18 protein-coding genes and 1 pseudogene are annotated in these 22,738 nt (G+C 63.3%); 8 read left to right on the top strand and 11 right to left on the bottom strand.

Annotated features, from left to right (window positions below; all coding sequences use genetic code 11):
• The first annotated feature begins 124 nt into the window (after positions 1 to 124).
• Genes AC0NID_RS07200 through AC0NID_RS07210 form a run of 3 tightly spaced genes read left to right on the top strand, consistent with a single transcriptional unit; the run spans position 125 to position 3,611 of the window.
• Entirely contained in the window at positions 125 to 1,615 is a 1,491-nt protein-coding gene (locus tag AC0NID_RS07200; protein ID WP_473452653.1) for an ABC transporter ATP-binding protein, read from the top strand.
• Complete coding sequence (locus tag AC0NID_RS07205) at positions 1,615 to 2,670, top strand: ABC transporter permease (protein WP_473452197.1); 1,056 nt, start codon at positions 1,615 to 1,617, stop codon at positions 2,668 to 2,670. Before AC0NID_RS07200 ends, AC0NID_RS07205 begins: the two co-directional genes overlap by 1 nt.
• Positions 2,667 to 3,611, top strand: coding sequence for an ABC transporter permease (locus AC0NID_RS07210; protein ID WP_473452198.1), 945 nt, complete (start codon positions 2,667 to 2,669; stop codon positions 3,609 to 3,611). The genes AC0NID_RS07205 and AC0NID_RS07210 overlap by 4 nt, the downstream gene beginning before the upstream one ends.
• A 57-nt stretch (positions 3,612 to 3,668) precedes the next feature.
• Here the strand turns inward: AC0NID_RS07210 and AC0NID_RS07215 are convergent, their stop codons facing one another.
• Together AC0NID_RS07215 and AC0NID_RS07220 are read right to left on the bottom strand one after the other, a co-directional pair.
• Positions 3,669 to 5,882 (bottom strand): xanthine dehydrogenase family protein molybdopterin-binding subunit, encoded by a 2,214-nt coding sequence (locus AC0NID_RS07215; RefSeq protein ID WP_473452200.1) that lies wholly within the window; start codon positions 5,880 to 5,882, stop codon positions 3,669 to 3,671.
• Positions 5,883 to 5,885: 3 nt separating this feature from the next.
• On the bottom strand, positions 5,886 to 6,338 hold the full coding sequence (locus AC0NID_RS07220) for a (2Fe-2S)-binding protein (RefSeq protein WP_473452201.1): 453 nt from the start codon (positions 6,336 to 6,338) through the stop codon (positions 5,886 to 5,888).
• Positions 6,339 to 6,580: 242 nt separating this feature from the next.
• Between AC0NID_RS07220 and AC0NID_RS07225 the strand changes: the two genes are divergently transcribed.
• A complete protein-coding gene (locus tag AC0NID_RS07225) occupies positions 6,581 to 7,558 on the top strand; it encodes an AraC family transcriptional regulator (protein WP_473452203.1) in 978 nt (325 codons plus the stop codon).
• Between the two features lie 50 nt (positions 7,559 to 7,608).
• Here AC0NID_RS07225 and AC0NID_RS07230 read toward each other — a convergent pair whose 3' ends face one another.
• From AC0NID_RS07230 to AC0NID_RS07245, 4 genes are all read right to left on the bottom strand, one after another.
• Complete coding sequence (locus AC0NID_RS07230) at positions 7,609 to 7,929, bottom strand: hypothetical protein (RefSeq protein ID WP_473452205.1); 321 nt, start codon at positions 7,927 to 7,929, stop codon at positions 7,609 to 7,611.
• Positions 7,930 to 7,933: 4 nt separating this feature from the next.
• Positions 7,934 to 8,242, bottom strand: a complete 309-nt coding sequence (locus tag AC0NID_RS07235; RefSeq protein WP_145718536.1) for a YggT family protein — start codon at positions 8,240 to 8,242, stop codon at positions 7,934 to 7,936.
• A 109-nt stretch (positions 8,243 to 8,351) separates the two neighbouring features.
• Entirely contained in the window at positions 8,352 to 10,340 is a 1,989-nt protein-coding gene (locus AC0NID_RS07240; protein ID WP_473452207.1) for a sodium:solute symporter family protein, read from the bottom strand.
• A 13-nt stretch (positions 10,341 to 10,353) separates the two neighbouring features.
• Positions 10,354 to 10,608, bottom strand: a complete 255-nt coding sequence (locus AC0NID_RS07245) for a DUF4212 domain-containing protein (protein WP_473452210.1) — start codon at positions 10,606 to 10,608, stop codon at positions 10,354 to 10,356.
• Between the two features lie 268 nt (positions 10,609 to 10,876).
• Here AC0NID_RS07245 and AC0NID_RS07250 point away from each other — a divergent pair, with 268 nt between their 5' ends.
• Positions 10,877 to 11,509 (top strand): hypothetical protein, encoded by a 633-nt coding sequence (locus AC0NID_RS07250; RefSeq protein ID WP_473452212.1) that lies wholly within the window; start codon positions 10,877 to 10,879, stop codon positions 11,507 to 11,509.
• 58 nt (positions 11,510 to 11,567) lie between these two features.
• Here AC0NID_RS07250 and AC0NID_RS07255 read toward each other — a convergent pair whose 3' ends face one another.
• Positions 11,568 to 13,679: a DUF294 nucleotidyltransferase-like domain-containing protein gene (locus tag AC0NID_RS07255; RefSeq protein ID WP_473452214.1), complete on the bottom strand. Its 2,112-nt coding sequence runs from the start codon at positions 13,677 to 13,679 to the stop codon at positions 11,568 to 11,570.
• Positions 13,680 to 13,898: 219 nt separating this feature from the next.
• On the opposite strand from AC0NID_RS07255, the gene AC0NID_RS07260 reads away from it, so the two are divergent.
• Together AC0NID_RS07260 and AC0NID_RS07265 are read left to right on the top strand one after the other, a co-directional pair.
• Positions 13,899 to 14,291, top strand: coding sequence for a hypothetical protein (locus tag AC0NID_RS07260; protein ID WP_473452215.1), 393 nt, complete (start codon positions 13,899 to 13,901; stop codon positions 14,289 to 14,291).
• 208 nt (positions 14,292 to 14,499) lie between these two features.
• On the top strand, positions 14,500 to 14,652 hold the full coding sequence (locus tag AC0NID_RS07265) for a hypothetical protein (protein ID WP_473452217.1): 153 nt from the start codon (positions 14,500 to 14,502) through the stop codon (positions 14,650 to 14,652).
• Positions 14,653 to 14,835: 183 nt separating this feature from the next.
• Here the strand turns inward: AC0NID_RS07265 and AC0NID_RS07270 are convergent.
• The 4 genes and pseudogenes from AC0NID_RS07270 to AC0NID_RS07285 form a co-directional block, all read right to left on the bottom strand.
• Positions 14,836 to 16,556, bottom strand: a pseudogene (locus AC0NID_RS07270) (ABC transporter ATP-binding protein).
• Between the two features lie 114 nt (positions 16,557 to 16,670).
• Entirely contained in the window at positions 16,671 to 18,626 is a 1,956-nt protein-coding gene (gene fhuB / locus AC0NID_RS07275) for a Fe(3+)-hydroxamate ABC transporter permease FhuB (protein WP_473452219.1), read from the bottom strand.
• A gap of 53 nt (positions 18,627 to 18,679) precedes the next feature.
• Complete coding sequence (locus AC0NID_RS07280; protein WP_473452220.1) at positions 18,680 to 19,585, bottom strand: ABC transporter substrate-binding protein; 906 nt, start codon at positions 19,583 to 19,585, stop codon at positions 18,680 to 18,682.
• The gene (locus tag AC0NID_RS07285; protein ID WP_473452222.1) at positions 19,582 to 21,711 is read right to left on the bottom strand and encodes a TonB-dependent siderophore receptor; all 2,130 of its coding nucleotides are present in this window, start codon (positions 21,709 to 21,711) and stop codon (positions 19,582 to 19,584) included. Before AC0NID_RS07285 ends, AC0NID_RS07280 begins: the two co-directional genes overlap by 4 nt.
• Before the next feature lie 195 nt (positions 21,712 to 21,906).
• Between AC0NID_RS07285 and AC0NID_RS07290 the strand changes: the two genes are divergently transcribed.
• Entirely contained in the window at positions 21,907 to 22,731 is an 825-nt protein-coding gene (locus AC0NID_RS07290; RefSeq protein WP_473452224.1) for an ATP-binding cassette domain-containing protein, read from the top strand.
• Positions 22,732 to 22,738 lie beyond the last annotated feature (7 nt).

Genomic DNA, 22,738 nt, shown 5'->3' on the forward strand with positions numbered 1-22,738 from the left:
AACGTCGAGGCGGCTGAGGCGACCCCTCCCGCCTCGCTTCGCTCGGCACCCTCCCCTCGAGGGGAGGGTGTCCGCGCTATCCCCCTCAGGAGTGCCCTTGTCAACGCCCGCCCCTCTCATCGAAATGCGCGGCATCTCCAAGAGCTTCGGCGCCGTCAAGGCGAACGAAGCCGTCGATCTCAGCGTGGCGCCCGGCGAAATCCTCGGGCTGCTCGGCGAGAACGGCGCCGGCAAGACGACGCTGATGAACGTGTTGTTCGGCGCCTATGCACCGGACGCCGGTGATATCCTGATCCAGGGCCGGCCGGTGACGATCAACAGTTCGGCCGATGCGCTCGCCGCCGGCATCGGCATGGTGCACCAGCATTTCCATCTCGCTCCTCGGCTGTCGGTGCTGGAAAACCTGCTGATCGGCATTCCCGGCAAATCGGGCCGCATCGAACGCGCCGGCGGGCTGGCGCGGTTGGGCGAGATCGGCCGGCAGCACGGGCTCACGCTCGATCCGGACCTTCCCGTCTCGGCATTGTCGGTCGGTGAGCAGCAGCGACTCGAAATCGTCAAGGCGCTGTTTCGCGGCGCAAGGCTGCTGATCCTCGACGAGCCAACGGCGGTGCTGGCGCCGACAGAGGTCGACGGGCTGTTTTCGGCGCTGCGGTCGATGGCGGCCCAGGGCCTCGGCATCATCTTCATCTCGCACAAGCTCAACGAGGTGCGGGCGCTGACCCATCGCTGTGTGGTGTTGCGGCATGGCCGCGTGACCGGGCGTGTCGATGCCCCCGCCAGCACCACTTCCGCGGAGATGGCGCGGCTGATGTGCGGCCACGAGATCGTTCCGCCGGCCAGGGGACCATCGACGCCAGGTGCCGCGGTGCTGACCCTGGACGGCATTTCGACGTTGCGCCATTCCGGCATGCCGCTCGCCGATGTCTCGCTCTTCGTCCGCGCGGGCGAGATCCTCGGTATTGCCGGCGTCTCGGGCAATGGCCAGCGGGCGCTGGCCGAGGTGATCTCCGGCGTGCTTTCGCCCGATGCCGGCCAGATGACGATAGCCGGCAAAATTGTCTCGCGATTCTCGCCGCGCGAGGTGCAGGCGCTCGGTCTCGGGCGCATCCCGGAAGACCGGATGACGACCGGGCTCGTCACCAATCTGGCGCTCGCCGATTCTATGGTGCTGCCGCGCATCGGCACGGTGGCGTTCAGTCGCAACGGCCTGCTCAAGCCGGATGCGATCCGTGCCTTCGCTGAAGCGCAGATCAAGGCCTACGACATACGCTGCCCCGGGCCGATGACGCGGGCAGGCGCCCTGTCCGGCGGCAATCTGCAGAAGGCGCTCTTGGCGCGCGAACTCGCCTTCGATCCGAAGGTGCTGATCGTATCGCAGCCGACGCGCGGCCTCGACATCGGCGCTGCGCGCTTCATCCACGAAAAGTTCCTTGCCATGCGGGCCAAGGGCTGCGGCATCATCGTCATCGGTGAGGATCTCGAAGAGCTGCTTATGCTCTGCGACCGCATTGCGGTGATGTATGAGGGGCGCATCGCCGGCACGCTCGACAGCGCCGAGGCTACGATCGCGCGGCTCGGCCTGATGATGACCGGGGCGGAGGGCCACAGCTGATGTTCCGCCTGGAGGCCCGCACCTCAACGCCCGCCTGGTTCAATCTCGCTCTGCCGCTGTTGGCGATCGGTGCGACGCTGGTGCTGTGCAGCGGTCTGATCGCACTGGCCGGCGCCGGCGTGATCGAGGCCTATGCCGTGATGTTTTCGGCATCGCTCGGCGACAGCTACGCGATCACCGAAACGCTGGTGCGCGCAACACCGATGATTTTCACCGGGCTTGCCATCGCCGTCGCCTTCCGCGCCAAGTTCTGGAACATCGGCGCGGAGGGTCAGTTGCTGGCCGGGGCGGTGGCGAGCTGCGCGGTCGGCGCCATCCCGATGCCGGGGCCGCTCGCCATGCTGCTCATGGCGGTGGCTGGCGCTGGCGCCGGCGCGGTGGTCGCCTTGGTGCCGGCGACGCTGCGGGTAAAATTCAGGGTTGATGACGTGGTCAGCTCGCTGTTGCTCAACTCGGTCATCTTCTACGCCCTGATGGCGCTGATCGAGGGCCCGTGGAAGGACAGTTTCAGCGGCTACCCGATCTCGCCGCCGATCGAGGATTCAGCGAATTTCCCGGTGCTGCTCGAGGGCACGCGGCTGCATCTCGGCGTCGTGGCGGCGTTCATTGCCGCGCCGCTGATCTGGTTCCTGATCGTGCGTACAACGCTCGGTTTCCGGATCAGGGTCATCGGCGAGAATCCCGAAGCCGCGCGCTATGGCGGCATCCATGTCGAGCGCGTGCTGATCTCGACCGCGCTGCTGTCCGGCGCGCTGGCCGGACTTGCCGGCGTCGGCGAGGTCGGCGGCGTGCATTTCCAGGTAATGAGCGACATCTCGCCGGGCTATGGCTATTCCGGCATCGTCGTCGCCATGCTGGCGAGGCTCAACCCGCTCGGCGTGGTGCCGGCGGCGCTCTTCCTCGCCGCCGTCATGACCGGCGCCGAGGCGATGTCGCGAGCCACTGGCGTTCCGGCCTTCCTTAGCGACGTCATCCAGGGAACCGCGCTGCTCGCCATGCTGGTGGCGCTGCTGTTCACGGCCTACCGCATCCGCCGCGTGGGGACAGCAAAATGAGCGTGGTGCTCGAACAGATCTTCCAGGTCGGCTTCCTGGCCGCGATCATCCGCATCGCCACGCCTTTGGCCTTTGCGACGCTGGGCGAAATGTTCTCCGAGCGGGCCGGCGTGCTCAATCTCGGCATCGAAGGCATCATGCTGTTGTCGGCGATGACCGGCTTCACGGCGACCAGCCTCAGCGGCAGCCTGTGGCTCGGCGTGCTTGCGGCGGTGCTGACCGGGGCGGTGATGGGTGGCCTGCATGCGCTGTTCACGGTGGCGCTCGGCCTCAGCCAGCATGTCTGCGGCATCGGCGTCACGTTGTTCTCCTCGGGGCTAGCCTATTTCCTCTACCGGCTGATCTTCGGCCAGCAATCGGTGCCGCCGAGCATCAAGAGTTTCGAAACGCTGCCGATCCCTGTTCTCTCCGATATCCCGGTGCTTGGACCGGCGGTGTTCAACCAGTTTTCGCTGGTCTACATGGCGATGCTGGCCGTTCCTCTGGCCGCCTTCGTGCTCTACCGGACGCCGTGGGGCCTGTCCGTGCGCATGGTCGGCGAAAATCCGCGCGCCGCCGATTCGGCGGGCGTCAGCGTGATCGCCACACGCTTCCAGGCGGTGATCCTCGGCGGCGCGCTGATGGGGCTGGCCGGCGCCTTCCTGTCGATGGTGCAGTTCAACGCCTTTACCTTCGGCCTCGTCTCGGGGCGCGGCTGGGTGGCGATCGCGCTCGTCGTCTTCGGCCGCTGGGATCCCTGGCGTTCGGCGGGGGCCGCTTTGCTGTTTGCCTTCGTCGACGCCTTGCAGTTGCGCATGCAGGCGAGCGGGCTCGGCCATATCCCTTACGAGGCGTTCCTGATGCTGCCCTTCATCTTCACCATCGTCGCCATGGCGGTGATGTCGCGCAATGCCGTCGCACCCTCGGCGCTACTCAAGCCGTTCCGACGGGAAGAACGCTGACAGACCGGGCGAAATGTCGATCGCCGCCGCGATGAGCGGCGTCGAGCACCTCCAAATTCAGGCGTTGAGCGCCTCCAGCACCCGCTCCGGCAGGAACGGATAGTGCCGGAGCCGCACGCCACCGGTGAGCCGCGCCACCGCGTTGGCGATCGCGGGACCGATCGGCGGCAGGCCGACCTGGCCGATGCCCCCAATCGGATTTCCGGGCGTTGGAATCACGGTGACCTTGATATCGGGCGCCTCGGACATGCGTATCACTCGATAGGTGTCGAAATTCGATTCCTGCACCTCACCATTGACGATGTTGATCTGCTCGAACAACGCATGGCTGGCACCGCCTGTGATCCCGGTAATCATCAGTGCCTCGATGTTGCGCGGCTGTACCGCTGTTCCCGGATCGACAGCGCACCACACGGTGTGGACGCGGATCTCGCCGGTCTCCCGGTCAAGCGACACCTCGGCGATCTCAGCGCAATGGGAGCCAAAGGCATCGGAATAGGCGACGCCCAGCGCCCGCCCGTCACGTTGGCGGTTCCATTCCGCCATCTGGGCGACGGTCTCGACGACCTTGCGGGCCCGCGGCTGGTCCTTCAGGAGCTCCAGCCGAAGCGCCACGGGGTCGACGCTCTTGGCGGTGGCGATTTCGTCGATGACACATTCGATGCCGAACCTGGTATAGCCAACCCCGACCCCGAACCAGAAGCCTAGGTCCAGGCCGTTGTCCTGGCGGATATACTCGATCTGATGCGCAGGGACGGCATAGTTGAAATGCGCGCCCTCGGTCACTACGCTGTCGTGGCCGCCTTCGCTCTCGAACAGCTGAGGCATCGTGCGGGCAAAAATGGAATCCGCCACGATGCGGTGCCGCCAGCCGACGATGTTGCCGGCGGCATCGAGCCCGACCTGCACATGTTGCGCCTCGAGCGGCCGGTACTTGCCATGCTGGACGTCGTCCTCGCGGCTCCAGATGACCTTGACCGGGCGGCCTTGCACCGCCTTGGCGAGCGACACCGCATCGATGATGAAGTCGGCCTCGGCTTTGCGACCAAAGCCGCCGCCGAGCAAGGTGGTGTTCACCTTGACCTTGTCAGGGCTGGTGCCGGCCACCTCCGCGGCAAAGCCCTGGGTGCCCGTCGGGCCTTGCGTCGGCGCCCAGACTTCAACCCTGTCGGCCGTCACGAGCGCCGTGGCGTTCATCGGCTCCATGGTCGCGTGGTGAACATGGTCGCTCATGTAATCGACCTCGATGACCGTAGCGGCCTTCGAGATCGCGGTCTGTGCATCGCCTTCCGTGGCAGCGCTGACGCCGGTGTGGGCGAGGTCGCGGCCAACGCTGCGATACGTCTCCAACAGACGGTCACTGTTATAATTGCGGATCCGCGATGACGTACTCCACGTAACGTCGAGCAGATCCTTGGCCTGCCTCGTCGCCTCGACCGTTTCGCCGATGATGCCGACGCCGTAGGGCAGCGGGACGATGTGCATGATGCCCGGCACGGCCCTGGCTTCGGCATCGTCGATGTTTTCCGGCTGCTCGCCCTGAACCGGCGCCCGCAGCACCGCTCCGTAGAGCATGTCCGGAAGCTGCACGTCGATGCCGAAGATCGCGGTGCCGTCGACCTTCGAGGGCACGTCGACACGCGGTACCGTCAGATTTCCGATATAGCGCCATTGATCGCTCGGCTTCAGATCGGCATCGGTCGCCTGCGGCAACGGATCGGGAAGCGCGCCGGCCGCGGCGACCTCGCCGTAGTCGAGCGAGCGGCCCGACCGCGCGTGCACGACCCGGTTCGGCTCCGTGGTGAGTTCGCCCACCGAAACGTTGAGCATGGCGGCGGCACTTGCCAGGATCACCTTGCGGGTCTGGGCGCCGACCAGGCGCAGCATAGTGTAGTAACCCCGCGTGGATTCGCTGCCGCCGGTAAGCTGTACGCCGTAAAAGCCTGGGTTGCCGTACTTCTCCGCGTCGGACGGAGCCTGGACGACGCGAACCTTGTCCCAATCGGCGTCCATATCCTCGGCGATCAGCAGCGGTAGCGTCGTCATGATGCCTTGCCCCATCTCGGAGGCGGGTGACATGATCGTTACCGTGCCGTCGGCCGCGATGGTCAGCCAGGCGTTCGGCCGGTAGCTGCCCTCGACCGCCGGCGCCACGCTGGCGCCCGAGGCATCCTGACCGCCGAACGCAACCGCGATGCCGCTGGCGCCGACCGTGATGAGGAAACTACGCCGCGAGAGCGCTCTGGTGTGAAGCTGCAACGTTCCGGTCATGGCTCAGGCCTCCCGTGCGGCGCGCTGAATGGCGCTGATGATTCGCACATAGGTCCCGCAGCGGCAGATGTTGCCGTCCATGTGTTCGACGATCTGGTTGCGGTTGGGGTTGGGGTTGCTGTTGAGGAGCGCCGCCGCCTGCATGATCTGACCGGATTGGCAATAGCCGCATTGCGGAACCTGCTCGGCGATCCAGGCCTGCTGCAGCGGATGGCTGGCATCCGGCGACAGACCTTCGATCGTCGTCACCTCCCTGCCGGCCACGTCCTCAAGCAGGGTTATGCAGGAGCGCGTCGGCTCGCCGTCGACGTGAACGGTGCAGGCTCCACATTGGGCGATGCCGCAGCCGAATTTGGTGCCGGTTAGTTTCAGATGCTCTCGTATCACCCACAAGAGCGGCGTATCCGGCTCGGCGGCGAGATCCACCGCCCGTCCATTGATCCTGAACGCTGTCATGACTCCTGTTCCTTATCTGGCGCAATAACCTGGTATGTCATCCCAGTGGCGGTGACTATTTCTACGTTACCCATAGAGATTTACTCAATTACTCATAGCGATAGCGTCTTAATGTTTAAAATATTCCGATTATTACTTCGCAATTTTCCACATGACGGAGACGTTGTTATTAAATATCCAATTGAGGGAATGCGGTCTATGCTGTAAAGTCCGCAATATCATCGCAATCGTCCGGAACGCCCATGGATCCGCTCTCAGATGTTCTGTCGCTGCTGAAGCCACGCAGTCATGTGTCCGCTGGCTTCGACGCGGGTGGAAACTGGTCGATCCAGTTCTCGGACCAGCACGAACGCATCAAATGCTACGCCGTGGTTTCCGGCGGGTGCTGGCTCTCCGTGGAGGGCGTTCCCGACACGGTGCGCCTGGAGAAAGGGGACTGTTTCGTGCTGCCGAGCGGGCGACCTTTCCGGCTGGCAAGCGACATGGCTTTGACGCCTGTTGACGCCGGCACGATTTTTCCCCCGGCGCGCGCTGGCGGCGTGGTGACGTATAATGGCGGCGGTGATTTCTTTCTTGTCGGCAGCCGCTTCGCCGTCAGCGGCAATCATGCCGGCATCCTGTTGGGAATGCTGCCGCCCATCGTGCATATCCGGAAAGAAACGGATCAGGCGGCGCTGCGCTGGTCGGTGGAGCGGATGATGCAGGAGCTGCGCGAGCCGCAGCCGGGCGGTTTTCTGGTAGCGCAGCACCTCGCCCACATGATGTTGGTTCAGGCCCTGCGCCTGCATCTGGCGGAAGGGCTGGGAGATGGCGTCGGATGGTTTTTCGCCCTCGCGGACAAGCAGATGAGCGCTGCGATCAACGCCATGCACGACGATCCGGCGCATCGCTGGACATTACAGGAACTGGCGGAGCGTGCCGGCATGTCGCGCTCGACCTTTGCCCTGAAATTCAAAGAGATGGTTGGGACGTCACCGATGGAGTACCTGACGAACTGGCGAATGCTGCTGGCGGGCGACAGGCTGGCGAATTCCAGCGATCCAATCTCCGTCATTGCCCTGTCGCTCGGCTACGAATCCGAAAGCGCTTTCCGCACGGCCTTCAAGAGGGTCATGGACTGTACGCCACGGCAATATGGCCGTGGCCGGTATTCCGCTTCCCCTTCAAATGGCGAGGGGAAAGCCGCTCGCCCCGGTCGGCTCGAATCCATCGCAGGCTGATATGCGCGGGTTGCGGCTGTGAAGTCGATCCAGCCCGGTTCAAAGGGAATTCAGCCGCCGCTAAGCGCCCGCATCACATTCGGCAGCGCCGGCAGCGTCAATAAAACCGTGCCGGCAAGCCAGATAGACGAGACGACGATACTCCTGGGCTGCGCCGACCAGCGCTCATAAAGCGCCGCCGGCACGCCGGCGAGCATAATGGTCACCGTCGACAGGATCAGCGCACTTGCCATGTAAACGATCTGACTTAGGGGAGGCGCCCAGCCCGGATACCAGACCGGATAGAGCAGGACCACCATCAGCACCCACGGCGAAAAAATACCGTTGACGATGGCGACCGCCATGACAGGCACAAGAGCGTTTTTGCCCATTGCCTCAACCACCTTGTGAAGCCATCGGCGCAATGCCGAAATTGATCAGCAAGGCAAGATAGCCCACCCGCAAGGCCATAAGCCAGAGCACGCTGAAGACGATCACCACCGGCTGGGTCAGGATCGACGGCGTGATGGTTCGCACGATACGCAGGAACGGATCCGTGACTGCCTTGAAGAAGCGCCAGATGTAGTTGTCCCAGCTTTCGGGCACGAAGAGGCCGAGCAGGAGACGCCCCATCAGCGTGTACATCACGGCGGCAAGGATGAAATTCGGTATGTGGAAATACCAGTAGGACCAGAAATTGTTCATATGGAATTGTCCAAGGGAGCGGCGCCGCCGCGTTATGACAGCGGCGTCCCCGAAATGAAAGCGGGGTCCGTCGCCGGACCCCGCTTCGAGCGCCGGTCCCTATGCGGGATCAGGCGGTCTTTTCTTCCATCATCTGCTTGCCGCGAGGTATGCGCAGTTCCTCGATGAACTCCTGCATTGCCAAAGATGGTTCCCTGGTCAGCCTGGAGACAACGATCATGACCAGGAAGCCGACGGGCAGGCCGAACGCGGCTGCCGACAGGTTCTTGACACCCCACCAGTTGGCGATGGTCTGGGCGTGCTTGTCGAGCGCCACCCATGCAGCGGCTTGCGCGTCCGGAGCCGCAGAAGCCCAAGCCGTCTTCAGCTCGGCATATTTCGCAACGGCGTCAGCCGGTGCCGCGGACAGCCCACTCCACATTTCGTAGAATCCTACCGCGCCGTAGCGGGTACCGAGCAAATAATAGAGGCAGATGCCGAAACCGGCGATCATGCCCGCGACGGCGCCGGCAGAGTTCGTGCGCTTCCACCAAACGCCGAGCACCAGCGCGGGGAACAAGCCCGCGGCGGCGAGCGAGAATGCCCACGACACCATAGCGAGGATGTCGCCCGGCTTGGTCGACGCCACGTAGGCGGCGGCGATGGCCACGAGCACGAGCAATACACGCGATACCACCAGACGGCGGGCGGTCGGGGCATTCTGGTCGATCATCTTGTAGTAGATGTCGTGGCTGAGCGCGTTGGCGATGGCTAGCAGCAGGCCATCCGCCGTCGACAGCGCGGCGGCAAGACCGCCGGCGGCAACGAGGCCCGAGATGACGTAAGGCATGCCGGCCATTTCGGGCGTGGCCAGCACGATCATGTCTGCGTTGAGGTTGATGTCGGCAAAGGAAAGTGCCGTCACACCCTTTTCGGCGCAGGCAGCTGCAATCGCTGCGGCGTCAGTGGCAGCCTTGCCGCAGATCTGTACGAGCGTGCCGTCGGCTGCCGCCCAGCGCATCATCCATCCGGCTTTCTCGCTGATGTTTTCGGGCGTCAGGCCCGATGCCACCAGGTCAAGCATCGTCCATTTGGCGAACGCCGCATAGGCCGGCGCCGTGAAGTAGAGGATGAAAATGAACAGCAGCGACCAGGCGACGGAGACACGCGCTTCACGCACCGACGGAGTGGTGAAATACCGCATGAGGACGTGCGGCAGGGATGCCGTACCGACCATCAGGCAGAGAATAAGCAAGAAGTAGTTGAGCGCATTGTAGCCGCCATGCACGAACGGCGTGATATGATGCGTCGCGATGTTCTGCGCCGTTTCAAGCGCGGTGATGCTCGCGAGTGCCTGGCCCTGCATCAATTGCGGGATCGGCACGCCGGTTTTCACGGTGGACATCCATATGGCGGGGATCAGGTAGGCGATGATGAGCACGATGTACTGTGCGACCTGCGTCCAGGTGACGGCGCGCATGCCGCCCAGCATTGAGCAGACCAGGATGCCCGCAAGGCCGACATAGACTGCGACGTTGAAGTCGAGGCCGAGGAAGCGTGCCGAGATGATGCCGGTCGCATAGATCTGCGCCACCACATAAGTGAAAGAGCAAGAGAAGAGCACGATCACGCCGATGAAGCGCGCCAGATTGCCGCCATAGCGCGCCGACAGGAAGTCTGGAACCGTGTAGGCGCCGAATTTGCGCAGATAGGGCGCAACGAGGATGGCCACGAGCACGTAGCCGCCGGTCCAGCCCAGCACGAAGGCGAGGCCGTCATAGCCGAGCAGATAAAGCGTGCCGGCCATGCCGACGAAGGACGCGCCTGACATCCAGTCGGCGCCGGTCGCCATGCCATTGTAGATCGCCGGGACCCTACGCCCCGCCACGTAGTACTCGCCGACCTGCATGGTGCGGCTGAGAATGCCGATGACGGCATAGATTGTGATCGTGAACGCCACAAACAGATAGCCGATGATTCTGTTGGGGACGCCCATGGCGCTCAAGATAGCCATCAGGATGATGAAGGCTATGAAGCCGCCGGTGTAGATGCCGTAGATGCGACCGAGATTGGAGGTGAAGTCGCCTCCGCCTGCCGTGGTAGCTGTCGTGTTAGCCATTGAAGTTCCCCCCTCAATCTTCAGCGACGTTATGCTCTTCGTCGATGCTGTTTTGCTTACGGGCGAACCAGAACAGCATGACGACGAAGGCGATGAGCGAACCCTGAGCGGCCATGTAGAAGCCGAGCGGAAAGCCAAAAATGACGATGTTGTTGAGTTGCACCGCGAACAGGTGGATGAAGTAACCGAAGAACACCCACAGGCCCAGCATGACGAACATGAGGCCTCTGGTCTTGTTCCAATAGTTTACGCGGTCTGGCGTCGCCATAGCGTTGAACCCTCCCTTGGTTAAGCAGCTTGCGAACCGTCTCGACCGCAAGGCGCCGTTTAAAGCTTGCCTCTTCCGCTAGCGCGGAAGCCCTCCGGCATATGTTGCGACCAGGTATAGAATCAGCCGACCGTAACTTTGTAGAGGTAACACTTCTTATCGCTGCTGTTCATACGACTTTAGAATCGGTGAGAGTTGACTGGCGGCGCGGGGCTGCGACGGCTAAACGGTCGATATCGGTTGAAAACAAAACCGAAGGGAGAGCGCCATGGGCCTGCTAGACGATCTGTTGCCCGAGTTCCTGCGCAAGCCGCAGCCGATCCGCAACGTCGGCGAACTGGCTGACTTCATGGATTCGCGCGCTGCCTTCCTGGCGCAGAAAAGCATCGTCGAGTTCTGCCGCGTCAGGGCAGGGGTCTATTGGCAGAAGCTGTTCAGCGAGAAGGAATTCCAGGCGGCGCTAAACCATTCGCGCTGGCGCGCCTACCCTGCCTGCTACGCCATCGTGGCGGAAATGGTGGAGGGTGCTCTGCGCGAACCCGCCGGCTTGCGCCAGCGAGGCCTGCCAGCGGCGCTGGAAAAGGTGGCCCTGGCGAGCTTCTCCAAATATGCCGTTCCGGAGGGTTCGCCTCCCACCTTCTGGGAGGGCGCCGCCGAGCTGACACGACAGCGCCTCGCCGCCACGCAGGCCGGTCCGTCCCGGCCGGTGCGTGAAATCCCCGAGCCGCTGGCGCGAACGGTTTTCGAGGCGGTCCCGATCCACCCCAATCTCCTGACCAACGACTACGACTACATTTTCAACTTCCTGAGAATGAATCTGCTGCGCGCGCATGAGGATTTTCTTGCGCAGGCTGACCGCAGCGCCCTGGTCGACGAACTGCTTGCCGCCGCGCGCATCTGAGCTTTGTTCCTGCGCGTCGATACCTCTCTCGGCTTTGTTCCCGGTCGAGTGTCGCCGGTTACGCGAACATCAGGTCCCGCACCAGATCGGGTGCTGACTGGAGGCGCTTGATGAGACGCTTGAGCTCTGCCTGCTGCTCGCGCGTAAGGGCATCGATCGCGATGCGGTTGGAGGCAGGAATGCCGGCGTAGATGTCATGCGTCTGCTGACCGAGCAGAAATCCGATCAGCATGGCATGGCCAGCCAGCATTGCCTTCATGTCGCGCTCGCCGCCAATGTCCAACGCGACGAGTTTCTCGAACCGGGCACGTGTGCTCCGCTCGCGGATGCCGTGGCGGATTGCAAGACTACGTGCGGTCGCAACGATCGGAAAAAGGCCATGCTTCTTGATGTCCAGCCGGCCATTTTCAAGTTGAAAGCCACCAAAAAGAGTGAAGGGATTGCCGGCTGTTATCTGCTCGCCGAGAAGCTTGGCGAACACCGGCTCGGCGTGGCCGCGGTCATATGCATGTTCGATGAACTGGTCGGCCAGCGTCATGTCGCCGTGAACCGGCCTCAGGTCGTAGACGATATCGACATTGAGGAGGTCCTCCGGCCGTAGGCGGCGAACCCAATCTTCGACGCGCCCCTTCCAAGTGTCGAGACTTCCGCGGAATGCCGCATTCGCGGCCATTACCCCGCCTTTGCAATACGGCACGCCTGATACGTCGAGCATGTCGGCGAGCTTGGCGCCGAGATTCTTGAACCAGCTGTCTTCCGGCCCGTCCGGCTCGCCATGTGCGAAGACGATTGCGTTGTCCTGGTCTGGTGCCATCAGGCTCTCGCCACGGCCGCCGGAGCCGAGCACGAGCACGGCGTAGGCACAGGGCGGCGGGCCGTGGCCTTCGGTCCGCATGTGTTGTTCCGCAAGTACAGCGGCGCGGCGCGTAAGCGAACAGAGTTCCTCGCTGATGATTTCCGCCACGACGCGCGGGTCGATCTCCTCGCCAACGAGCGAACGCGCGACGCCCGGCAGCATCGACCAGGCGGCCGCCAATTCGGCGACGTCCTTGGCATGCTCGATCGTGTCATCGAGATTGATGGCCGCGGTGGCGCGGAGCCTCAGCAGGTCGCGTGCCGAAAGCATGCCGACCAGCAGGCCCCCATTGTCGCGGACGGCGAGGTGGCGAATTTTCAGCCGATCCATGCGCCCGATCGCTCGATAAGCGAATGCGGCGGCGCGGATGCTTATCAGCGGCCGTGTTGCGATGCTTCCGATCGGCAGGTCAAAAACGCGCTCGGCGTCGGATGATATGCGGCGCATCAGATCACGCTCGGTAACGATGCCATACTCCTCGATCGGTCGATCTGGCGTTCCTCGGTCGGACACGAGGACCGAGCTGATCTTGTGCTTCACCATAAGGTCGATGACCTGCCTTGTCGGCTTGGTCGATTTCACTACGACTGGCGGGTCGCTCATAAGTCCGCCGACACGATGGCGATAGGCATAGGGATCTACCGGCTGAAACGCGGGAACCTGGGGTCGCGACACCGGTTCAACCCAGCCGGCGCGATGGCCGGCTTCGAGAGTGTGCGAAAGGGCGAGGCAGGCGACCTCGGCCTCTCCGAGTGTTCGGATGTTGCGCTTGCGCAATTCCGGAATCAACGCAGCAAAGATGGCTCCCGCGGCGATCGCATCGCCCAGGGCCGAATGGCGGCCAGCTATCTCCAGGCGAAGCCAGGCGGCGATCATTTCCAGCGAATGGTCTGCCAGATCGGGATTTGCTATGGTTGCAAGAAGCCGGACGCAGAGCGACCGAGGCTTTTTCCATGGCAAGTTGGCGCGTCGGCATTCGCGTTTCAACACGGCAAGGTCGAAGCCGATCGAGTGGCCGACGAGGATGCGGTCTCCAGCGAACTCCTGGAATTTCGTCCATGCATCCAAGAAGCTCCCGGCTCCGTCAACATCGGCATCGGTGATGCCGTGGATGAGCGAGGCCTCAGCCGGGATCGCTTCACCAGGATCGATGAGGAGATTGAACTGAGGTTCCCGGACGACCTTGCCATGCGCGATGCCGATCGCGCCAATCTGGACCACGCGTGCCTTTGTGGTGTCGAGCCCAGTTGTTTCGGTGTCGACAGCCGCAGCCGCTATGGCTATCAGTGGTGTCGCGCCGGTCGCCCGCTTCATTCCCGTCCCCTTCGACATTGCCGAAAGCCTCCCTGCCGGATGTCTTGCAGCATAAGGCGCGCCGGCCGGCCGCGTCGACGGCTGAATTTCAGGCTATGGCGTTCGCAACGATGCGCCGGGGTCGGCCGGAACTGCGCCGGCGTGTCCATTCGCCTTAAAGTGACTTGATATGGTCGAAGCATTTACACATTCTTGGCCAGTTTGTTGCCGAGGCAGCCGATGAACGAGATCAGGCGGGTAGCTGTGGAGTGCATCGGGCGCGCCGTAATGTTCGGATCGCTTGCCATCGGCTGTGTCATGATCGGCTTCTCCTTCAACCCGGTATCTGCCTTTAGGTCCGGCGCGTTCCTTACGCTGACCATGGCATTGGCACTGGTGTGGAAAGCAATGACCGCCGGCATCAAGAATCCCAAGCACACCGAAGTCTGGCTCTATCTCGACGAGAAATCGCGCCCGGCCGATGGCTCGGCGCGACGGGTTTTCGGCACCGTCTTGAGCGACGTTTACAAACTATACGCCCGGATTGCGCTCGGCGCGGCTGTTGGCTTCTTCATGGTGTCGCTCGCCCTGATGCTGTTCGGTCTGGAAGCTTACGTGCCGCCCAGCAGATAGGAGATCGCTTCGCCAGCCCGTGACGTCGACGGCGGCGACAGGTCGTGTTGGCAAGGCGGATTCGCGCCGGCTGGTTCAGCGCAGCGAAATTCAGTAGGAAAAACCAATTTATGGCAGGTTCTGGGCAATTCATTCTAAGAATCGCAGAAAAATAGAACTCGACAAAGTCTACTAATTTTATAGATTAAATACCCAGACGGAGGTCGACATGTCCTATATCCAGAACGCCCAGATGGCCAAAGGCCAGAAGCTGGGTTCCGACCAGACTTGGCGGCCTGCCTACGCAGGCGCCTTTGCCTATCTCGTCTTTGCCCTTGCGTTCGTGTTCACCGGGGCAGTCGTTTTGGGCCTGATTCCCTGATTCTTGGGGACCCCAGCCATCGGGTCTCGACTTACGGGATAGCGACCTGCCGCTTTCAGAATTCCGGAGTTGAATGAAGCGAATCCCGGTGCGCTTTTGCGCGCCCGAAGCACGCGCCGCAGGGTGAGCTACCCTGCGGAATGAAAGCCATTCCGTCCCGCGGAGCGGGATGGCTTGGTAGGATCAATGCGATGCAGGGTGCTGGGCGTCATGCAGCCTCCGATAGACGCCGCCAGCGCGGATCAGCTCGCCGTGCGAACCCTGCTCGACAATGCCCCTATCGGACACGACGACGATGCGGTCGGCGCCGCGGATCGTCGCCAGCCGGTGGGCGATGACCAGCGTGGTGCGGCCGTCGGCAAGCTCGGACAGCGCCTTCTGGATCTCTCGCTCGGTCTCGGTGTCGAGCGCCGACGTCGCCTCGTCGAGGATGAGGATCGGCGGGTTCTTCAGGAACATGCGCGCGATTGCCAGCCGCTGCTTCTGGCCGCCGGAAAGTTTGACGCCGCGCTCGCCGATGATGGTGTCGTAGCCGGCCGGCAGTCCTGATATCATGCCGTCGAGCTGGGCCCGCCGGGCAGCGTCGGCGATGGCTTCGTCGGTCGCATCGAGCCGGCCGTAGGCGATGTTCTCGCGGGCCGTGCCGCCAAACAGGAACACGTCCTGCTGGACGATGCCGATCTGGCCGCGCAGCGAGGCAAGCGTCATGTCTCTGATGTCGATGCCGTCGATGCTGATCGCGCCGGAATCGACCTCGTAGAAGCGCGGCAGCAGCGAGCAGATGGTGGTCTTGCCGGCGCCGGACGGGCCGACGAAGGCGATGGTCTCGCCGGCCCGGATCGACAGGTCGATGCCTTTCAGCACCGGCTTGCCACCGCCATAGCCGAAGCTGACATCGCGGTAGTCTAAGTCGCCGACGAGGCCGCTGACGGCCTTGGCGCCGGGGCGGTCGGCGATGTCGGGTTCGGTGTCGAGAAGTTCCGTGTACCGGCGGAAGCCGGCAATGCCTTTCGGATAGGTCTCGATGACCGAGTTGATCTTCTCGATCGGCCGCACGAAGACGCCGACGAGCAGCAGGAACCCGACGAAGCCGCCATTGCTGAGGCTGCCTGATATGACGAGATAGCTGCCGGCGATCATGACCACGAGCTGGATCAGCCGGATGCCCATATAGCTCAGCGAATTGCTGGCCGCCATATGCGATAGGCGTCGAGCTTGGTCTGGCGGTAGCGCCGGTTGTCATGCGCGAACAGCGTCCGCTCATGCTCCTCGTTGGCGAAGGCCTGGACCACGCGCATGCCGCCGACATTCTCCTCGATGCGCACGTTGAAGTCGCCGACGCGGCCATAGAGCGCCTGCCAGCTGCGCTCCATGCGGTCGCCATAGCGGATGGTCACCCAGGCGATGACAGGCACGATCGCCGCCGTGACCAGCGCCAGGGGAACATTGACCACGAACATCAGCGCGAAGGCGCCGACGAAGGTCATGCCGGCGATGAACAGGTCCTCCGGGCCGTGATGCGCAACCTCGCCGATTTCCTCGAGATCCTTGGTGACGCGGCCGACGAGATGACCGGTCTTATGGTTGTCGTAAAAGCGGAAGGACAGTTTCTGGAGGTGGTCGAAGCTCTTTCGCCGCATCTCGGTCTCGATGTTGATGCCGAGCATATGACCCCAATAAGTGACCACCGCCATCAGCACCGTATTGAGCAGATAGATGAGCAGCAGGCCGGCCGCCGCCGCAATGATCAGCGTCCAGTCCTGGCGCGGCAGAAGGTCGTCGACGAAGGAGCGCACCGCCATCGGAAAGCCGAGCTCGAGCAGGCCAGCGAGCACCGCAGAGGAGAAATCGAGCGCGAACAGCCCCTTCCAGGGCGCATAGTAGGAAAGGAAGCGTCTGATCATTCTGCCGAAACGAAATCTGTCATGATTGCGCGACGCGCACATTTAAGCCGCTCGCCGCCTGCGTCGGTTGCTTACAGCCGCAACGGCTCAAGCGGCAATATACCAAGGCCCCGCTCATTGTCGGCCCTTCCGCATCAGCGCAATGAAATAGGGACCGCCGACCAGTGCAGCCAGCAAACCCGCCGGAATCTGCCACGGGAAGATGAGCGTCCGGCCGGCCCAGTCGGCCGAAACAAGGATTATGCCGCCGAGGATCGCGGATGCGAAAAGCGCCGGCAAGGCGCGTTGGAACCCGAGCATGCGGGCCAGGTGGGGCGCCATCAATCCGACGAAGCTCAGCGGTCCGATGACAAGCGTCGCTATCGTCGTTGGCACTGAAACAAGCACCAGGAGAATGAGCCGCACACGAAGGAGGCCAAGCCCGAGCCCACGCGAAGCGGCCTCTCCAAGCGGCAGGATTTCCAGCCAGCGGATTATGAGGGGCGCGATGGCCAGCGGCGCGGTCGCCGTCCCAGCTGCGATTACGGCGTCGGCGGCGGTGGCCCGGTAGGTGGAACCGGACAGCCAGGCGATAAGCGTGTCGAGCCGAGGATCGCCACTGGCGAGCATCACCGCCGAGAATGCCGACGCCATCGTCGCCACGGCGACACCGGAAAGCAGCAACCGATCATTCGCGACGGGCTGCCGGCGGCCGGTCTGCGAAATCATCGCCAGGCTGGCCAGGGCTCCGACGAGACCGGCAGCGATCATTGCCGGGCGACTGACTGTCGAAGTCGTGACGAAGAGCAGCAGGATGCCTAGCGAGGCGCCGCCGGAAACCCCCAGCACCTCTGGCGCCGCCATCGGATTGCCGGTCATCCTCTGCATCAGCGTGCCGACCACGCCCAGCATCATACCAGCGGAAACCGCGACGGCGATGCGAGGCGCCCTGAGCGGCAGGAGGTCGGCAAGTTCGGCGGCCGAGGCCACGTGCCAGCCGGCCGCGCCTCGCCCGACAGCAAGCGCGGCGCAGAGAAGAAGCGCCGTCGCGAGGAGCCCGAGCAGGAGATAGACCCACCCGCTTCGCCTGCGCACGCAAGACAGCGTGGCGCCGTCCCGATCCGGGTTGGCGCGCAATTTCGGCAGAAGAAGAAACAGCAGCGGCGCACCGAGAAAAGCAGTCGCCACACCTGCCGGGATCTCGGAGGCAAACGGCAGGACCTGCACCAGCCGGTCGGTCAGCCACAATAGGGTGGCGCCTGCGAGGGGCGCCCAGACCATGCGCTGGCGCAAGGTCCGTGCGCCGGCGAGCCTGACGAGCGCCGGCGCCGCAAGCGCCACGAAGCTGATGACGCCGACGGCGGCGACCACCATGCTGCTCAGCGCGACGGCGACAGTCGCCCCCGCCAGCCGCGTCACCGCGGGGTTCGTCCCGAGACTTTCCGCTCCCTCGTCGCTGAGGTCCAGAAGCCGCAGCGGCCGGAGTAGGAGGAACGCGGCAATGCCGGTCACCGCGAGCCATGGCGCGAACCCGAACACCACGGCGTTGCCGTTCTGGATCAGCGAACCGCTCTGCCAAATGAAAAGTTCCTCGGAATACTCGCGATTGGCCGCCATCAGCAGGGCGCTCGCCGAACTGCATGTGAGGCTGACCACCAAGCCGGAAATGATGAGCGCGACCGGCGAAAAACTCCGGCCCTGGGCCAAAGCCAGAACCGCCAGCGTCGACAGGGCGCCGCCGGCCAGCGCCACCCATTCGCGACCTTGCTCCAGCATCCACGGCGCGTAGAGCGTGGCGATCGTCAGGGCGACGGTCGCGCCTGCATTGGTGCCTATGGTCGTCGGCTCGGCGAGCGGATTGCGCAGCACCTGCTGGAGCAGCGTGCCGGTCAGGGCGAGCGCCGCGCCGGCCAGCAGACTAATCGCCAGACGCGGCAGAAAGGCATGGCGGTAAAGCAGCTGCCGCGGATCGGCAACGTCCGTCGCCCCGAGCGACTGCCACCACATGTCGGCGGGCAACAGGCGCAAAAGCCCAGCAGCGGTGAGATACGCCGCGAGCACCGCCGACACGCCCACGAGGGCGACGAGCATCCAGCCGCCTCTCATGAAATGAACACGATGGCCGGCCATGGACCGCGCGGCGGTCATGCTCGGGTTACAAGCGTTGCAAAACGGGCAGCGGCGGCAAGTCCGCCGAACGGCCATATCGGCGGGATTGTCCTGGCGTTGCCGGCTTTGACGCAAGGAAGATTCGCCCAGAGGCTGCTCTGGTCAATCCTAATCTTCACATGCGGAGGGATCGGATCGAGACAAATCAGCCGGGCTTCGCCGATCGCGACCAACTGTTCGATGCCCACCGTGGAAAAGCCCCAGCTATCGGTCGGCGCCGTCCAGGCATTGGCGAGGCTCAACCTGTCGAACACGCCCTGGAACAGACTGCCCTTGCCGTAGACGCGGACGTGACGGTCGTCGAACATGCTGACCACCGCGAGCGGTTGCTTTGCCCGTTCCGAAAATTGTGCCCTGATCTGGGCGATTGCCGCTGCCGTCTCCTGGATAAGCCGTTGCGCCTCAGCCTCCCGGCCGAGCCGCGCGCCAAGTTTCAGCGTTTCAGTCTCGGCTTGGCGATAAGGCGCTTCGGTACCGTCGTAGAAAGGTATGGTGTGCAATGGTGCGATCCGCTTGAACGGAGCTTCGTCCAAGCCGTAGCCATAGGCGCCGACGATGAGGTCGGGCCGCAATTCGGTCAGCAGTTCGAGATTGGGCTCGCCGCGCGAGCCGAGATCGAGGCAGCCGGCGGGGAGATCCGGATCCACGACCCAGTCGCGGTAACCTTTGGTGTCGGCGACCGCGACCGGCCCGATTCCGAGCGAGATAACCATCTCGGCCGAGGTCCATTCGAGGCAGGCGATCCGCGGCGGCCGTGCCGCACGCGCCGGCAATGCCATTCCACACCATGCCGCGGCAAATACCCCGATTGCCCCGATGCACTCACGCCTGGTGAGCGCGCCGGGGGCGGCGGTCCCTGTGCGGTGCCGCGATTTGCTCACCAGCGATATTTCATCGAGCCGGTGGTCTTGCGGCCCTCTCCATAGAAGCAGCCAAAGTTGGCATCGAAGCAGGTGGAGACATATTGTTTGTCGAACAGGTTGCTGGCGTTGAGCTGGAACTTCATGTTCTTCCAGTCGTAGTGGATAGCAGCGTCGATCAGCGTCACTGCTGGAACTTCGAAGGAATTCGCGTCGTCGCCGTAACTCGAACCGATATAGCGGACGCCGGCGCCGAAGCCCAAACCCTCCAGTTTGCCGCTATGGAACGTGTAGTCGCCCCACAGGGACAGGCGATGATGCGGCACGCCATAGGGCATGTTGCCGCCATTGCGTTCGGAATCGTCTAGGATTTCCATGTCGATATAGGCGTAGGCGAGTTTGATGTCCCAGCCGGAGTCCAGGCTTGCCACGCCTTCCATTTCGATGCCGCGCGAGCGGATCATGCCGGTCTGAAACCGATTGTTGTTGCCGAGATCACGGACGACGTTCTCGCGCGTCAGGTCGAAGGCGGCGACCGTGACGAAACTGTTCCAGCCTTCGGGCTGATACTTCACGCCGATCTCGTACTGCTCGCCGGTTTCCGGCTTGAAGGTTTCGCCGTCGGTGCCCGTCCCGAGCGTCGGATAGAATGATGTCGAGTAGCTGAGATAAGGCGCCAGCCCGATGTCGGAGAGGTAGATAAGGCCGACCCGCCCGGTGAAAGCGCTGTCCGACTGCTCGCTCGTGCTGTCCGAAAGCTTGTCCAGCGTTTCGCTTCTCGACCAATCCTGGCGGCCGCCGATCGTCAGCGCCCAGTTTTCGTATTTGATCTGGTCTTGCGCGTAGAGGCCAACCTGCGTCTGCTGCGTTTCGGAGTCCTGATAGGGCGTCAGGTCCGTGACCGGCGCGCCATAGACAGGATCGAAAATGTCACCGATCGGATCGACCGTTCCTTCAGCACCCCAGTCGCTGTAGTCGGTGTATTGATAGTCGAGGCCCATCAGCAGCGTGTGGGCGAGCGGCCCGGTGTCGAACGTCGCCTGGGTCTGGTTGTCGACCGAAAAGTTGCCGAGGCTCGAGCGGCCGGCATCGGCATAACGATTGTAGGTGTGGCCGTCGGGATCGAGGCCGCTGCCAAACACGCCAAACTGCTCGTCATTGTCGAGATAAGAATAGCGGGCGTTCTGCCGTACCATCCAGGTGTCGTTGAACCGATGCTCGAATTCGTAGCCGATCATGGCAAGTGTCGGGTTGAATTCGTCGAACGCCGGCTCGCCGACGAAACGGCTGTTTGGCAGGCGCTTGCCGTCCAAGCCTGGGAACACCGTTCCGGTGGCCGGCAGGAACTGGATGCCCCAGCCGGTTCTGTCGCGTTGGTAGGTGGCGAGCAACGTCAGGCTGGTGTCGGCGTCGGGCTGCCATTTGAGCGACGGCGCAAGAAAAATGCGGTCGTCGTCGACGTGGTCGACGTCGATCTCGCCGTCGCGGAAAAGCCCGGCCAGCCGGTAGCTCAGCACGCCGGCCTCATCGATCTTGCCGCCCATGTCGAATTGGGCCTGATAACGGTCGAAGCTGCCGGCACTGACTTCGATCTCCTGAAACGTCTCGTCGGTCGGGCGCTTGCTGACGTAGTTGATGATGCCGCCCGGGCTATTCTGCCCGTAGAGCACCGAGGCGGGACCATGCAGGACTTCAATGCGTTCCGCGCCATAAGGATCGAGCGACAGGAAGGTCGCGAAATCCGTTCCCTTGAGGCGTAAACCGTCCTTGTAGAAGGATTCGTCCCAGACATCGAAACCGCGGATCTGCAGGCCGTAGCCACGGGTGTCGTTGCCCCACATCTCACCGGCGACGCCGGCCGTGTAGCGCACAGCATTGCCGATATTTTCCGCGCCTTGCGCCGAGATCTGGTCGGCGGTGACGACCGATATTGCCTGCGGCGTCTCGATCAGCGGCGTGTCGGTCTTGGTGCCGGTGGCGCTGCGACCGGCGACATAACCTTCGACCGGCCCCCAAGCGTCTTCGATGCGTTCCTGAACGTTGATAGGGTCGAGAGTGGTGGTCCCTTCCTGCGCGACGGCGTGGCCGCCGCCAAGCAGTGCCGGCAGCGACATTGCCGCGAACAGCAAAGTTCGGCGCGCAGTCATTTCGTCCCGAATTGTTCCGCGATCAGGACCAACCACCATCTCGGCATCCCACTTTTTCGAATTTCGACGCAAATCCGGCGCGTCACGACATTTTGTTGACTCAAATAGTCATCTTCATTGTTGACTAGTAAAGTCATGTTTCATAGTCAACCGGGCATCGGCGCCGAAACCGGATTGCCCAAACCGGATTTCGAAATGCGCGCGCGAAACTGGAGAGAGGCCGAGACCGTGGCAGGAATTCATGCCCAGACTGCCTTCCACGTCGAAGCGGTGCGGTTCGCCGTCGGCGAGCGGACGCTGCTCGGTCCTGTCACGCTCAAGCTGCAGCGCTCGCGCGTCTACGGTCTGATCGGGCACAACGGCTCGGGCAAGTCGACGCTGATCAAGCTCTTGGCGCGTCAGCAGCCGGCAAGCTCGGGCGGCATCACCTTCGCGGAGCGTCCGCTGGTGCAGTGGGGCGCCCGAGAACTCGCCCGCGCGCTGGCCTATCTGCCGCAGACGACGCCGGCGGCGACCGGCCTGACCGTGCGCGAACTGGCGACGCTCGGCCGCTATCCCTGGCACGGCGCGCTTGGCCGTTTCGGGCATGAGGACAGGCGCCATGTCGACGAGGCGCTTGTCCTGACCGACATGGCGGATTTCACCGACCGGCTGGTGGACGAATTGTCCGGTGGCGAGCGGCAGCGCGCATGGCTGGCCATGCTGGTTGCGCAGAATGCCGGCGTCATGCTGCTCGACGAGCCGATCTCGGCGCTCGACATCGCCCATCAGGTCGAGGTGCTGGGACTGGTCAGGGACCTCAGCCGCAAACGCGACCTGTGTGTCGTCGTCGTGCTGCACGATCCCAACATGGCGGCGCGTTACTGCGACGAGCTGATCGCGCTGAAAGACGGCAGGCTGCTGACGCGCGGCACGCCGGACCAGATCATGCAGGGCGACGTGCTCAGAGGAATTTTTGGCGTGGAGATGGGCGTGTTCGCGCATCCCGTCACCGGCCAGCCCATCGGCTATGTGCAATGAGGCCACC

It is taken from the genome of Mesorhizobium sp. WSM4821 (genome assembly GCF_055901555.1).

What these genes read in the sequence shown, in the direction of transcription:
- AC0NID_RS07210 (WP_473452198.1), top strand. Translation starts at nt 2,667, where the DNA reads ATGAGCGTGGTGCTCGAACAGATCTTCCAGGTCGGCTTCCTGGCCGCG.
- fhuB (WP_473452219.1), bottom strand. Translation starts at nt 18,626, where the DNA reads ATGCTCGTCGCCCTCGTGGGCGTGTCGGCGGTGCTCGCGGCGTATCTC.
- AC0NID_RS07250 (WP_473452212.1), top strand. Translation starts at nt 10,877, where the DNA reads ATGGGCCTGCTAGACGATCTGTTGCCCGAGTTCCTGCGCAAGCCGCAG.
- AC0NID_RS07215 (WP_473452200.1), bottom strand. Translation starts at nt 5,882, where the DNA reads ATGACCGGAACGTTGCAGCTTCACACCAGAGCGCTCTCGCGGCGTAGT.
- AC0NID_RS07205 (WP_473452197.1), top strand. Translation starts at nt 1,615, where the DNA reads ATGTTCCGCCTGGAGGCCCGCACCTCAACGCCCGCCTGGTTCAATCTC.
- AC0NID_RS07230 (WP_473452205.1), bottom strand. Translation starts at nt 7,929, where the DNA reads ATGGGCAAAAACGCTCTTGTGCCTGTCATGGCGGTCGCCATCGTCAAC.
- AC0NID_RS07225 (WP_473452203.1), top strand. Translation starts at nt 6,581, where the DNA reads ATGGATCCGCTCTCAGATGTTCTGTCGCTGCTGAAGCCACGCAGTCAT.
- AC0NID_RS07245 (WP_473452210.1), bottom strand. Translation starts at nt 10,608, where the DNA reads ATGGCGACGCCAGACCGCGTAAACTATTGGAACAAGACCAGAGGCCTC.
- AC0NID_RS07260 (WP_473452215.1), top strand. Translation starts at nt 13,899, where the DNA reads ATGAACGAGATCAGGCGGGTAGCTGTGGAGTGCATCGGGCGCGCCGTA.
- AC0NID_RS07240 (WP_473452207.1), bottom strand. Translation starts at nt 10,340, where the DNA reads ATGGCTAACACGACAGCTACCACGGCAGGCGGAGGCGACTTCACCTCC.
- AC0NID_RS07290 (WP_473452224.1), top strand. Translation starts at nt 21,907, where the DNA reads ATGCGCGCGCGAAACTGGAGAGAGGCCGAGACCGTGGCAGGAATTCAT.
- AC0NID_RS07220 (WP_473452201.1), bottom strand. Translation starts at nt 6,338, where the DNA reads ATGACAGCGTTCAGGATCAATGGACGGGCGGTGGATCTCGCCGCCGAG.
- AC0NID_RS07255 (WP_473452214.1), bottom strand. Translation starts at nt 13,679, where the DNA reads ATGAAGCGGGCGACCGGCGCGACACCACTGATAGCCATAGCGGCTGCG.
- AC0NID_RS07285 (WP_473452222.1), bottom strand. Translation starts at nt 21,711, where the DNA reads ATGACTGCGCGCCGAACTTTGCTGTTCGCGGCAATGTCGCTGCCGGCA.
- AC0NID_RS07200 (WP_473452653.1), top strand. Translation starts at nt 125, where the DNA reads ATGCGCGGCATCTCCAAGAGCTTCGGCGCCGTCAAGGCGAACGAAGCC.
- AC0NID_RS07265 (WP_473452217.1), top strand. Translation starts at nt 14,500, where the DNA reads ATGTCCTATATCCAGAACGCCCAGATGGCCAAAGGCCAGAAGCTGGGT.
- AC0NID_RS07235 (WP_145718536.1), bottom strand. Translation starts at nt 8,242, where the DNA reads ATGAACAATTTCTGGTCCTACTGGTATTTCCACATACCGAATTTCATC.